Genomic DNA, 12,658 nt, shown 5'->3' with positions numbered 1-12,658 from the left:
CCGGGGTAGGGCTTCTACCCTTGGCCGTTCTCCAGGGAAGCCAGGGTGCGCTGGTGGAGCGCGGTGCTGTCGGCATCGAAGAGCACGAAGCGCACCTTCTCGATGCCGGGACACCCGGGCAGGGTCTTCAATACCGTGGCGAGCGCCACGCGGGCGGCCTCGGCCGGCGGGTAGCCGAAGGCACCGGCGGATATCGCCGGGAAGGCAATGGAGCGGATGCCTTCACGCTCGGCCAGTTCCAGCGCATTCCGATAGCAGGCGGCGAGCAGCTCGTCGGCAGGTTCGTCGATGCCGTAGACCGGGCCCAGGCAGTGGATGACGTGGCGGTTGGGCAGCCCGTGGGCGCCGGTGATCACCGCCTGGCCGGGACGGATCGGCGCCAGCGGGCGGCACTCCTCGGCGAGTCCGGGGCCCGCAGCACGATGCAGGGCACCGGCCACCCCGCCGCCGATGCGTAATTCGGCGTTGGCGGCATTGACCACGGTATCGATGTCGGCCTGGCGGGCGATATCGCCCTGAACGCATTCGATGGTGCCCATCTCGCATCCTCCTCTCGGCTGTTGGATTCAGTCTGGCCGCCAGAACCGCAGGTCTTCAAGGTCATCGCGACGATCGCGTGACAGCGGCAGACGCGCTCGCGCGGCCGTGAGCGCCGGCTTCTCCAGGGTCAGCCAGCGCCACTGCTCGTCGCTGCCGAAGGCGAGGGGCGGGTGGTCGTCGTCCACCAGCGGCGGGCAGAACAGCGACTGCCCCCATTCCTCCCCGGCACGGTTGAGGCTCAGCCAGTAGAGCTGGTTCTCCATGGCGCGGGTGGTGACGAAGGCGTGCCAGCTGGCGAAGCTGAAATCCCGGGTGAAGGCGACCGGGTGCAGGACCAGCTCGGCGCCGGCGTCGGCCAGCCGCCTGGCCAGTTCGGGGAAGCGCAGGTCGTAGCAGATCACCACCCCGACTCGCCAGCCGGCGACCTCGGTGACCAGCAGCCGCTCGCCCGGCGAGAAGTGGGCGGCCTCCCCCGAGGCCCCGAACTGGGCGCAGTGCAGCTTGTCGTAGACGCCGGCCAGGCGGCCGTCGGGGCCGACCAGGACCTGGCTGATATGGCGCCGGCCATCGGCGCGCCGCGCCATGCCGAAGGCGATGGTGGTGCCGAGCTCCCGAGCCAGCTCGGCGAAGGTGGCGACGACCGGGCCGGCCAGGTCGTCGTCCAGCCCCTCCAGGCAGGCGAAGGCGTCGTCCCCGTACTCCTGGGCGGCCAGTTCCGGCAGCACGATCAGGTCCGGGGTGCCCCGGGCGCAGGCCGCCCGCATCCGCTCGGCAAGGTGGCGCAGGTGGCCGAGCTGTTCCTCGCGGCTGCGGGTGCGGGGGATGGCGATCTGGCCGGCGAGTATCTGCATGCTAACTCCTGTTGCGACCCATGGGCGTACCGCGCGGCATCCACCTGGGCGCTGGCGTAGAATTCGCAGTCTACTCGCTGTCCCTTCCCCTGTCCGGAGTCGCCGATGCTGTTTCCCCCACGTCTTGCTCCCCTGGTGTTCGCCGTGCTGATGTCCATCTACATGGTGACCCTGATGACCTTTGTCATCACCTGGGTCAATACTGGCCTGGGCGACGGGTTCGCGGGCCGCTGGTGGCGCGCCTTCTATATCGCCTGGCCCATCGCCTTCGTGCTGATCCTGCTCGGCGCGCCGCGCCTGCAGCGCCTGGCCGCGCTGCTGATCCGCCATCCCCGGCAGCGGGGCTGAGCCGGATTCCTCGTGTCACCTGTGGCATTGCACATTCGTTGCAGTTGTCCGTCAAAGGGGTGACATTCGTTGCAATTCGGCGCAGAAGCTTGCAGCGACGGCAGTGAGCCTGTACCAATGGCCACCCCCCGAACCACACGCGGTGCCCCGGTTCCTTGCCGGCGCAGCGGACGCTCTCGTCCGCCGTGCAGGGCCCCCATGGCCGCCCCGCCGCCGCACAACGACATCAGGAGGTGGCATGAACCAGCGCGTGAACATCGCTCTCGGAGATGCTGGGTCCGAGGCCTTCGAGGCCCGCCCGTTCAGGGTCTATACTCACCGCCAGCTGGACAGGATCGAGGCCCTCCAGCACCTGCCTGACGACCTGCGTTTCGACATGCGGGTGGTCAGTCAGGTGCTGCCGTTCCGGGTCAACGAATACGTGATCGACGAGCTGATCGACTGGAATAACGTGCCCGAGGATCCGGTCTTCCAGCTCACCTTCCCCCAGCGGGGCATGCTGCGCCCCGAGCACTTCGAGGAAGTGGCTGCACTCGTTCGTCGAGGCGCCGATGTCGCCGAGATGAAGCCGGTGATCGAACGCATCCGCTCCGAGCTCAACCCCCACCCGGCGGGGCAGATGGACCTCAACCTGCCGCTGCTCGATGGCGAGCCGCTGCCCGGCATGCAGCACAAGTACCGCGAGACGGTGCTGTTCTTCCCGAGCCAGGGACAGGTGTGCCACAGCTACTGCACCTTCTGCTTCCGCTGGGCGCAGTTCGTCGGTGACAAGGAGCTGAAGTTCGCCGCAAGCGACGCGGATTCGCTGCATCGCTACCTGGCCGAGCACACCGAGGTCACCGACCTGCTGATGACCGGCGGCGACCCCATGGTGATGAAGGCCAGGCACCTGCGCCAGTACCTGGAAGGGCTGATGGCCCCCGAACTGGACCACGTCCAGGACATCCGCATCGGCACCAAGAGCCTGACCTTCTGGCCCTACCGCTTCGTCACCGACCCGGACGCCGAGGATATCCTCGCGCTGTTCCGCGAGCTGACGGCGGCGGGCAAGCATGTGGCCTTCATGGCGCACTTCAACCACTGGAAGGAGATGGATACCCCCATCTGCCGCGAGGCGATCCGCCGCATCCGCGCCACCGGGGCCGAGATCCGCACCCAGGCGCCGCTGCTCAAGCACATCAACGACGATGCCGACCAGTGGGCGCGCATGTGGACCACCCAGGTGCGTCTGGGGATGATCCCCTACTATATGTTCGTGGAGCGCGACACCGGCGCTCGTCACTACTTTGAGGTGCCGCTGGTGCGGGCCTGGGAGCTCTACCGCGAGGCCATGAAGCAGGTGCCGGGCCTGGCGCGTACCGCCCGTGGGCCGTCGATGTCCGCCGATCCGGGCAAGGTGGAGATCCAGGGGGTCGCCGAGATCCACGGCGAGAAGGTCTTCGTGCTGCGTTTCATCCAGGGCCGCGACAGCGACTGGGTACAGCGGCCCTTCTTCGCCAAGTACGACGAAGAGGCCACCTGGCTCAACCATCTGGAGCCCGCGCTGGGGGAGAGCGAGTTCTTCTATGAGGACGAGTTCGCGGCCATGAAGGACGAGAAGCAGGCGTTGATCATGAAGGCGTCGTGAGGCGATCCGTAGGCCTTGGCGTTGTGTCCTGCGTGAGAAGAGGCGGCGAAAATTAACGCTCACTAAACGTCTTTCCGGGTCTAGACTCCCTACATAAGGAAAAAGGCCTCATCATGTGACCGCTTTTTTCGCTAAAGTAGGAGAGGGCGGCAATGCCGCCGGCGGTCGCGTCACGGGGCTGCCATAGTGGAACCCGTTTGCCCAACACGTTTGTTGAAAACAAAGAGGTGTGTTCATGAAACGCCATGCATTCTCTGCTGCTGCCTTCACCGGCGCGATCCTGGGGGCCGCGATGTTCGCATCACCGGCCATGGCCCAGGAGGAAGAGAAGTTCATCACCATCGGTACCGGCGGCCAGACCGGCGTCTACTATGTGGTCGGCCAGTCCGTCTGTCGCCTGGTGAACCGTCTGGAAGACGCCAACATCAAGTGCAACGCGCCCTCCACCGGCGGCTCGGTGGCCAACATCAATGGCATCAAGTCCGGCCAGCTGGACATGGGCGTGGTGCAGTCCGACGTCCAGTACCAGGCCTATAACGGCACCGGCAACTTCGAAGGTGACGCCTACGAGGACCTGCGGGCGGTCTTCCGCGTCCACGGCGAGCCACTGACCCTGCTGGCACGCGCCGACTCTGGCATCGAGACCCTCGACGACCTGGAGGGCAAGCGCGTCAACATTGGCAACCCGGGCTCCGGACAGCGCAACACCATGGAAGTGGTGATGGAAGCCAAGGGCTGGACCAAGGATACCTTCTCACTGGCCTCCCAGCTGGACGCCGCCGAGCAGGCCGCGGCCCTGGCCGACAACAACGTCGATGCCATGGTCTACGTGGTCGGTCACCCGAATGGCTCCATCCAGGAGGCCACCACCACCGTGGATGCCCGCCTGATCCCGCTGAACGATGAGGCCATCGACGGTATCGTCGAGGAGTTCCCTTACTACTCCAAGTCGGTCATCCCCGGGGGCCTCTACAAGGGCAACGACGAGGATGTCGAGACCTTTGGCGTGGCGGCGACCTTCGTGACCACCGCCGAGGCCGACGAGGAGATCGTCTACCAGACCGTCAAGGCGATCTTCGACAACTTCGATCGCTTCAAGCAGCTGCATCCGGCCTTCGAGAATCTCGATCAGGAAGAGATGGTGACGATGGGCCTGTCCGCTCCGCTGCACGATGGCGCGGCCCGCTACTATCGCGAGCAGGGCTGGATCGAGTGAGGCGGCTCGTCTGAGGTGATTTCACCTCGGTGAAGAATGCGCGGTCATCCGAGGGGGCCGCGCATTCTGGTTTCGAATGCTGGCAGGAATTGCGAGATGGCAATCATGCGTCAATCGACTCGGAACAGGGCAGGCATATGACTGACGACAAAAATAAACCTTCGGGAACCGGGGTGGATCTCGAGGATATGGTCGCCTCCAGTGATACGGGGGCACGCAAACCGGCCGGCATGCCCGGGAAACTATTGGTGAGCATTGCGGCAGCATGGTCGCTCTTCCAGCTGTGGATTTCGTCCCCGATCCCCTTCATCCTCGGGTTCGGCGTCTTCAATGCCACCGAGTCCCGCTCCATCCACCTGGCCTTCGCACTCTTTCTGGCCTATATGGCCTACCCGGCGCTCAAGCGCTCCCCCCGTGATCGCATTCCCGTCCAGGACTGGGTGCTGGCGGCGGCGGCGGCCTTCTGCGGCGCCTACATGTTCATGTTCTATGAGCAGCTGGCCCAGCGCCCGGGCGCGCCGATCCTGCAGGACGTGATCATCGGCGTGGCCGGCATCCTGCTGCTGCTCGAGGCGACGCGACGGGCACTGGGCCCGCCGCTGATGATCGTGGCATCGGTTTTTCTAATTTACAGTTTGGCCGGTCCCTGGATGCCCGGAATCCTCTCGCATGGCGGGGTCAGCCTCTTTGGCCTGGTCAATCACCAGTGGCTGACGACCCAGGGGGTCTTCGGCATCGCGCTGGGGGTCTCGACCAGCTTCGTGTTCCTGTTCGTGCTGTTCGGCGCCCTGCTCGACAAGGCCGGGGCGGGCAACTACTTCATCAAGGTCGCCTTCTCGCTGCTCGGCCACTACAAGGGGGGGCCCGCCAAGGCCGCCGTGGTGGCGTCTGCCATGACCGGGCTCATTTCCGGCTCGTCGATTGCCAACGTCGTGACCACCGGCACCTTCACCGTGCCGATGATGAAACGCGTCGGTTTCTCCGCCGAGAAGGCCGGTGCCGTTGAGGTGGCGTCTTCGGTCAACGGCCAGATCATGCCGCCGGTGATGGGCGCCGCGGCCTTCCTGATGGTCGAGTACGTGGGCATCTCCTACGTGGAGGTCATCAAGCACGCCTTCCTGCCGGCGCTGATCTCCTATATCGCCTTGGTCTATATCGTTCACCTGGAGGCCATGAAGGCGAACATGCAGGGGCTGCAGAGCAGCAATCCGCCCAAGCCCTTGGTGCGCAAGGTGATCGGCTTCCTCGGCGGCCTGCTGCTGATGATGGTCACCGCCCTCGCCGTATACTACGGCCTGGGCTGGCTCAAGCCGGTGCTGGGCGATGCCACTCCCTGGGTGGTCGCGGTCGCCCTGACGGTGATTTATGTCGCACTGCTTAAGCTGGCCGCGGGGTATCCCGAGCTGGAGCTCGACGACCCGGACACCCCCATCTACACACTGCCCCAGACCAAGCCCACTGTGCTGGTCGGCCTGCAATACATCCTGCCGGTGATCGTGCTGGTCTGGTGTCTGATGGTGGAGCGCCTCTCTCCCGGGCTGTCGGCCTTCTGGGCCACGGTGTTCATGATCTTCATCATGCTTACTCAGCGTCCCATTACCTCGATTTTCCGGGGGCGCAGCGAGATGAGCGCGGACCTGCGAGAAGGCGTCATGGACCTGTGGAGCGGCCTGGTCACCGGTGCCCGCAACATGATCGGCATCGGCATCGCCACCGCCACCGCCGGCATCATCGTCGGGGCCGTCTCCCAGACCGGTGTGGGCCTGGTATTGGCCGAGGTGGTGGAAACCCTCGCCATGGGTAATCTGATGCTGATCCTGTTGCTCACCGCGGTGCTTAGCCTGATCCTCGGCATGGGACTGCCCACCACGGCCAACTACATCGTGGTCTCGGCGCTGCTGGCGCCGGTCGTTGTGCAGCTGGGTGCGGAGAACGGCCTGCTGGTGCCGCTGATCGCGGTGCACTTGTTCGTGTTCTACTTCGGTATCATGGCCGACGTCACGCCCCCGGTGGGGCTGGCGTCCTTCGCCGCGGCAGCGGTCTCGGGCGGTGACCCGATCCGCACGGGTTTCCAGGCCTTCTACTACAGCCTGCGCACCGCGGCACTGCCGTTCCTGTTCATCTTCAACACCGATCTGCTGCTCATCGATGTGACCTTCCTGCAGGGCATCGTGATCTTCGTGGTATCGACCATCGCCATGCTGATCTTCGCCGCGGCCACCCAGGGCTTCATGATTGCCCGCAATCGCTGGTATGAGTCCATCGTGCTGCTGCTGATCGCGTTCACGCTGTTCCGGCCGGGCTTCTGGATGGACATGATCCATGATCCCTACGAGTCCGTACCGCCGGCGCAGTTCGTCGAGGCGCTGGGCGATGTCGATGAAGACTCCACCCTGCGGCTGCAGATCAGCGGCCTGGACGCCTTCGGCGATCCCATGACCACCTACATGACGCTGCCGGTGCCGGAGGGCGAGACCGGGCAGGAGCGGCTCGAGAACCTGGGCATGGAGCTGGTTATCGAGGACGATCGGGCCGTGGTCGACATGGTGGCCTATGGCAGCCAGGCCGCGGATATGGGCTTCGACTTCGACCAGGAGATCATCGAGGTGCTTGCGCCGGTGGACCGCTGGACCAAGGAGCTGATGTGGATTCCGGCCTTCCTGGTGTTCGGCCTGATCGTAGTGATGCAGCGCCGGCGGCGTGATCGCAGTGCCGCCGCGGTGTCAGCCTGAAGGAGAGAGCGTCATGTACCAGAAGATCATGTTGCCGGTGGACCTCAACGAGGAGGCCTCCTGGACCAAGGCGCTGCCGACGGCGGTGGCGCTGTGCCGCAGCTTCGGCGCGTCGCTGCATGTGGTGACGGTGCTGCCGGACTACCGCATGCCGCTGGTCGGCTCCTACTTCCCCAAGGACTTCGCCAAGAAGGCCCATGAGGCGATCTCTCAGGCCCAGCACGAGTTCATTCGCGATCACGTGCCCGAGGACATCACGGCCCAGAGCGTGATCGTCGATGGCTCCCCGTGGGAAGCCATCATCAAGGCGGCGAAGAAGCTCGAGGTGGACCTGATCGTCATGGCGTCCCACAACAAGCGCAAGTTCGCCGACTACGTGCTCGGGCCCAATGCCGAGCATGTGGTGCATCACACCAAGATGTCGGTGATGATCGTGCGCTGAGCGGGACCGCCAACTTCATCCAGTATTCTGATGTAGTACCCTGCGAACGCCTCCCTTCTAGGGAGGCGTTCGTGCATGGGGGGCCTGTGCTCGACACTGGACCACCGGGCGAGGCAGGGAGCGAGACAGATGACCACGGAGCAATGGAAGTACATTGGGCGCGCCTGGCTGATGCCGGTGATGCTGCTGGCTACGCTCGGCTTGCTGCTCGCCTGGTGGTTCCAGGAGGCCGGTCGGCTGGACTGGATCGACGGCCTGGGCCGGGTACAGCTCGGCATCCTGGCGAGCCTGGTGGCGGGTCTCTTTACCCTGGTGGGGGCCCTACCGGTGCTGCTGTTCGAGCGCGTCAGCTACCGCGTCCAGGATTCCCTGCTGGGCTTCGGCGCCGGGGTGATGCTGGCGGCCACCGCCTTCTCCCTGGCGGAGCCGGCGATCACCGAGGCCCAGCGCTATGTGCCGGATGTGCTGGGTGCGTCGCTGCTGGTCTCCCTGGGCATCGGCCTCGGAGGCATGGCCGTGCTGCTGCTGGACAAGCTGCTGCCCCACGAGCACTTCGCCGTGGGCAAGCAGAGCGGCGCCGAGGCGGCCCGCATCAAGCGCATCTGGCTGTTCATCTTCGCCATCTCCATCCATAACCTGCCCGAGGGGCTGGCGGTAGGGGTCGGCTACAGCACCGGCGACATCACCGGCGGCCTGGCCATCACCATCGGCATCGGGCTGCAGAACATGCCGGAAGGGCTGATCGTGGCGATCGGCCTGATGAGCGTGGGCTACAGCCGCTGGACCGGCCTTGGCGTGGCCCTGCTCACCGGGCTCGTCGAGCCGGTGGGCGGAACCCTCGGTGCCGTGTTGGTCACCGTTGCCGCCTTCCTGCTGCCGCTGGGGCTGGCCTTCGCCGCCGGGGCCATGCTGTTCGTGATCAGCCACGAGATCATTCCCGAATCCCACCGCAAGGGGCACCAGACCCACGCCACCATGGGGGTGCTGGTCGGCTTCGTGCTGATGATGACCCTGGGCAAGACCCTGGGGTGAAGCCCGCGCCGCCAGGACATTCTGCGTTGAGTGCCGTCAGGCAACACATCCTGCGGGAATGGCTGCCGTCGTCTACATTAACCAGGTGTTAAGAGATAAAGGGCGCATTACGGCCGCGTGCCGGGATGCGGCCTTGAACCGGCCCGGCAGCACCGGGACTCAACAGGCGGCAAACAGGGGTGTGACCATGAATGCAGCAACACCAAGAGAGCATGGCAAGGGTGCTGCGCCCAATGTCAGGATCAGCATTCGGTCGGTGGGCATGGATAAGCCGCGAGCCTGGCTGGCGGCAGGGTTCGAGGATTTCAGACAGGCGACAGCGGTCAGTCTGGCTTACGGCATGTTCTGGGTAGGGCTGAGTATCGCCGTTACCGCCGGCGCCTTCACGCTGGGCCTCTGGCACTGGCTGCTGCCGCTGATTGCCGGCTTCATGTTCCTCGGTCCCCTGGTGGCGGTGGGCTCCTACGGCATCAGCCGAGCCCTGGAGGCAGGCCGCGTCCCCAACCTGGGCGATGCCTTCGGCGGCTGGAAGGGCCATGCGGGGCAGCTGGCGATGATGGGCGTGATGATGATGATCTTCTTCCTCGCCTGGATCCGCCTGGCCACCCTGCTGTTCGCGCTCTTCTTCGGCCTGGAGGCACCGAGTCCCGAGACGCTCTACGCGTCGCTGCTGACCACCACCAACGGCCTGATGATGCTGGCGGTGGGCACCGCGATCGGCGCCGTCCTGGCGTTCGGCGCCTTCACCATCAGCGTGGTGGCCATTCCCACCCTGATGGACCAGGACCTGACCTTCATGGAGGGCATCGAGGCCAGCATCCGTTCGGTGGCGAAGAACTTCCGCCCGATGCTGCTGTGGGCGGTGATCCTCACCGGCAGCGTGCTGGTCGGGGTGATGACCTTCTACATCGGCCTGGCGCTGATCCTGCCGGTGCTAGGCCACGCCAGCTGGCACGCCTACGAGGACCTGGTGCGCATCGAGCCGGTGGAGGAGCTGAAGAGCTGACCTGATCTGCTCGGCAGGCACGAGAGACATCGGGGAGCGCTTGGTGCTCCCCGATGTTTTTGCTGGATCTCCTCCTGACCTCCGAGGTCGAATCGCGTAGTCTTGGGGCATCTTTACAGTTCGCAGGAAGCCTGCCGATGCTGACCGGTATCGCCCTTCGTCCGCTCGTACTGCTGCTCTCGGCCCTGGTGCCGTTCTCCCTCGCCCTGGCCTCGCCGCTCCCGGCGCCCTCGGGGAAGGTGCTCCTGATGCTGAGTGGTGACATCGCCCGCGCCAACGTGGGCGAGGAGGCGCACTTCGACCGCGCCATGCTCGAGGCCCTGCCGGGGCGGGTCATCGAGACCCACACGCCCTGGCATCGCGACAGGGGGCGTTACGAGGGCCCGCTGCTCCGCACCCTGCTCGAGACGGTCGGTGCCGGTGATGCCGAGCAAGTGCGCATCCGGGCGCTCAACCATTACGAGGCCGAGGTCCCGGTGGCGGACTTCCGGCGCCACGACGTGATCCTGGCCATGACCCGCGACGGCGAACCGCTGACCATCCGTGAGTACGGACCGCTGTTCGTGCTCTACCCCTTTGACGAGCATCCCGAACTGCTCACCGAGGCCATCCGCTTCCGCTCGGTATGGCACGTCGAGCGGATCATCGTGCCCTGATCCTCCCGGCCGCGGAGGCCCGAAGTGCTGCGCTATCCCCTGCGTCTCAAGCTGGGCGCCATCGCCGCCCTGGTGTTCTTCGCCGCCGCCCTGGTGGTGGTCGGCCTGGTGGCCTGGCGCCAGGACAGCCTGGCCGAGAGCGTGGGAGGAGATGCGGCCTGGCACGCCTACAAGCTCGACCGGGACACGGTGCAGCTGCGCAGCTTCCTCGCCCGACCGGACCTTTCCCGCGAGTCGCTTGAGGCCCTGCGCCTGCGCTTCGAGCTGCTCTACAGCCGCCTGACCCTGCTGCAGGATGGCGACATCACCCAGCTGCTCGGCAACATCCGCGTGGCCGAGCAGCTGATCCCGGAGATCGAGCGGCACCTGCAGGCCCTGGATGACCAGATCCATGGGCTCGAGCGCCTCGACGATGACGCCCGGGCCAGCCTGACCCAGCGACTCGAGGCCCTGGGTGGGGTGACCGAGCGGCTGATCATCGCCATCAATGGCCACCTGGCCGAGACCACCACCCGGGAACGGGAGCGATTGCAGACCCTCTATGGCGTGCTGCTGCTGCTGATCCTGGCCATGAGCCTGGCGGTCTCGCTGGTGGTCGCCTTCCTGTTTCGCGAGGCCCGCGACAATGCCGCCGCCCGGCGGGACTTGGAGGCGCTGAGCCGCGAGCTGGAGGTCACCGCCCGAGAGGCCGAGTCGGCGAATCGGGCCAAGTCGGAGTTCCTGGCCACGGTCAGCCACGAGATCCGAACCCCGCTCAACGGCGTGATCGGCATGAGCGACCTGCTGCAGGACCAGCCGCTTCCCGACCGGGCGCGTCATTACTCCGACACCATCCATGACAGTGCCGGGCTGCTGCTCGAGCTGATCAACGACATCCTGGACTTCTCCAAGATCGAGGCCCAGCGCCTGGAGCTCGAGGCGTGCCCCTTCGATCTCGGCGAGCTGGTCGATGGTGCCATCTCGCTGTTCGCGCCGCGGGCCGAGGCCCGGGGCATCCAGCTGGTGTGCGAGCTGGATCCCGAGCTGCCGCCGTACCTGGTGGGGGATGTTGGTCGGTTGCGCCAGGTGCTGCTCAACCTGCTCTCCAACGCCATCAAGTTCACCGAGCAGGGCGAGGTCCGCCTGAGGGTGCGTGATGAAGGGGAGGGGCAGGTACTCTTCGAGGTCATCGACACGGGGGGCGGGATCGCCCCTCGCCGCCAGGCCCAGCTGTTCGAGCCCTTCCAGCAGGGCGATCCCTCCACCGCCCGACGCTTCGGCGGCACTGGCCTGGGGCTGGCCATCAGCAAGCGGCTGGTGGAGGCCCAGGGCGGACGCATCGGGCTTCAGAGCGAGGTGGGCCACGGTAGCCGCTTCTGGTTCGTGCTGCCGCTGACCGCGGCCGAGGACGGTGAGGAAATGGCGGATGCGGCAGTGACCGCCCCCGAGCAGCGTGTGGCCGATGCCCGGCTGCTGGTGGTCGAGGATAACCCGGTCAACCAGCAGGTCGCCCGAGCCATGCTCGAGCGGCTCGGCTGTCGGGTCAGCGTGGCCGACTCGGCGAACGCGGCGCTCCGCCTGGCGGGCCGGGAGCGCTTCGACCTGATCTTCATGGACGTGCAGTTGCCCGGCATGGATGGGCTCGAGGCCACGCGTCGGCTGCGTGCCCGCGGCGGCTGGTCGGCCGAGGTGCCGGTGGTGGCCATGACCGCCGGCGGGCCGGGGGGGGATCAGGCACGCTGCCTGGCGGCCGGCATGAACGGCTACCTCACCAAGCCGCTGTTCCAGGATGCCCTGATGGCGACCCTGCAGCGGCACCTGCGCCAGGCGGGCCCCTCTCCCGCCGTCGGGCGTCCTGCCGCCAGGGCGGGGGAGGGGGGCGCCGACCAGCCGCTGGAGGCCGCCACCCTCTCGGCACTGGGCGAGAGCCTGGGCGAGCAGGGGTTGGCCGCCCTGATCGCCCTCTTCCGGCAGCAGGCGACAGAGCACCTGGCCGGCCTGGAGCAGGCCGTGGCTGAGGGGGCGCCACACCGGGTCGAGTACCTTGCCCACCAGCTCAAGGGGGAGGCCTCGAGCCTCGGCGCGGTGAGGGTGGCCGGGTTGGCCTCGCGGCTGGAGCGCCTGGGCAGGGAAGGGCTGCTGGACGAGGTGGCCCTCGCCCTGAGTGCCCTGCATCGTTGCCTGGCCCTGACCCTGGTGGCGCTGGAGGCCTGGACGCCGGGCGATTGA

At 66.4% G+C, this 12,658-nt stretch carries 11 protein-coding genes; 9 read left to right on the top strand and 2 right to left on the bottom strand.

The features are described 5' to 3' along the window. Positions 1-14 precede the first annotated feature (14 nt). Together M8009_RS08470 and M8009_RS08465 are read right to left on the bottom strand one after the other, a co-directional pair. Positions 15-539, bottom strand: a complete 525-nt coding sequence (locus M8009_RS08470; protein ID WP_250060386.1) for a macro domain-containing protein — start codon at positions 537-539, stop codon at positions 15-17. Positions 540-566: 27 nt separating this feature from the next. Next, a complete protein-coding gene (locus M8009_RS08465) occupies positions 567-1,391 on the bottom strand; it encodes a carbon-nitrogen hydrolase family protein (RefSeq protein ID WP_250060385.1) in 825 nt (274 codons plus the stop codon). Between the two features lie 105 nt (positions 1,392-1,496). On the opposite strand from M8009_RS08465, the gene M8009_RS08460 reads away from it, so the two are divergent. The 9 genes from M8009_RS08460 (at position 1,497) to M8009_RS08420 (ending at position 12,658) form a co-directional block, all read left to right on the top strand. Then, a complete protein-coding gene (locus tag M8009_RS08460; RefSeq protein WP_250060384.1) occupies positions 1,497-1,739 on the top strand; it encodes a DUF2798 domain-containing protein in 243 nt (80 codons plus the stop codon). Between the two features lie 238 nt (positions 1,740-1,977). Continuing rightward, positions 1,978-3,366 carry a KamA family radical SAM protein gene (locus tag M8009_RS08455; protein WP_250060383.1) on the top strand — a complete coding sequence of 463 codons (1,389 nt, stop codon included), beginning with the start codon at positions 1,978-1,980 and terminating at the stop codon, positions 3,364-3,366. 235 nt (positions 3,367-3,601) lie between these two features. Next, on the top strand, positions 3,602-4,582 hold the full coding sequence (locus M8009_RS08450) for a TAXI family TRAP transporter solute-binding subunit (protein WP_250060382.1): 981 nt from the start codon (positions 3,602-3,604) through the stop codon (positions 4,580-4,582). 137 nt (positions 4,583-4,719) lie between these two features. After that, a complete protein-coding gene (locus M8009_RS08445) occupies positions 4,720-7,314 on the top strand; it encodes a TRAP transporter permease (RefSeq protein WP_250060381.1) in 2,595 nt (864 codons plus the stop codon). A 13-nt stretch (positions 7,315-7,327) separates the two neighbouring features. Next, positions 7,328-7,756, top strand: coding sequence for a universal stress protein (locus M8009_RS08440; protein WP_250060380.1), 429 nt, complete (start codon positions 7,328-7,330; stop codon positions 7,754-7,756). Positions 7,757-7,885: 129 nt separating this feature from the next. After that, positions 7,886-8,788, top strand: a complete 903-nt coding sequence (locus tag M8009_RS08435; protein ID WP_250060379.1) for a ZIP family metal transporter — start codon at positions 7,886-7,888, stop codon at positions 8,786-8,788. A gap of 187 nt (positions 8,789-8,975) precedes the next feature. Then, entirely contained in the window at positions 8,976-9,794 is an 819-nt protein-coding gene (locus M8009_RS08430) for a DUF2189 domain-containing protein (RefSeq protein ID WP_250060378.1), read from the top strand. Between the two features lie 137 nt (positions 9,795-9,931). Beyond that, a complete protein-coding gene (locus M8009_RS08425; protein WP_250060377.1) occupies positions 9,932-10,450 on the top strand; it encodes a putative pterin-binding protein in 519 nt (172 codons plus the stop codon). Between the two features lie 24 nt (positions 10,451-10,474). Next, complete coding sequence (locus M8009_RS08420; RefSeq protein ID WP_250060376.1) at positions 10,475-12,658, top strand: ATP-binding protein; 2,184 nt, start codon at positions 10,475-10,477, stop codon at positions 12,656-12,658.

The sequence above is a fragment of the Halomonas gemina genome (genome assembly GCF_023554995.1).
GTDB classification, from domain to species: Bacteria; Pseudomonadota; Gammaproteobacteria; order Pseudomonadales; family Halomonadaceae; genus Halomonas; species Halomonas gemina.
Note: the sequence above shows the minus strand (reverse complement) of the source record. Positions and strands in the feature narration are given on the sequence as shown.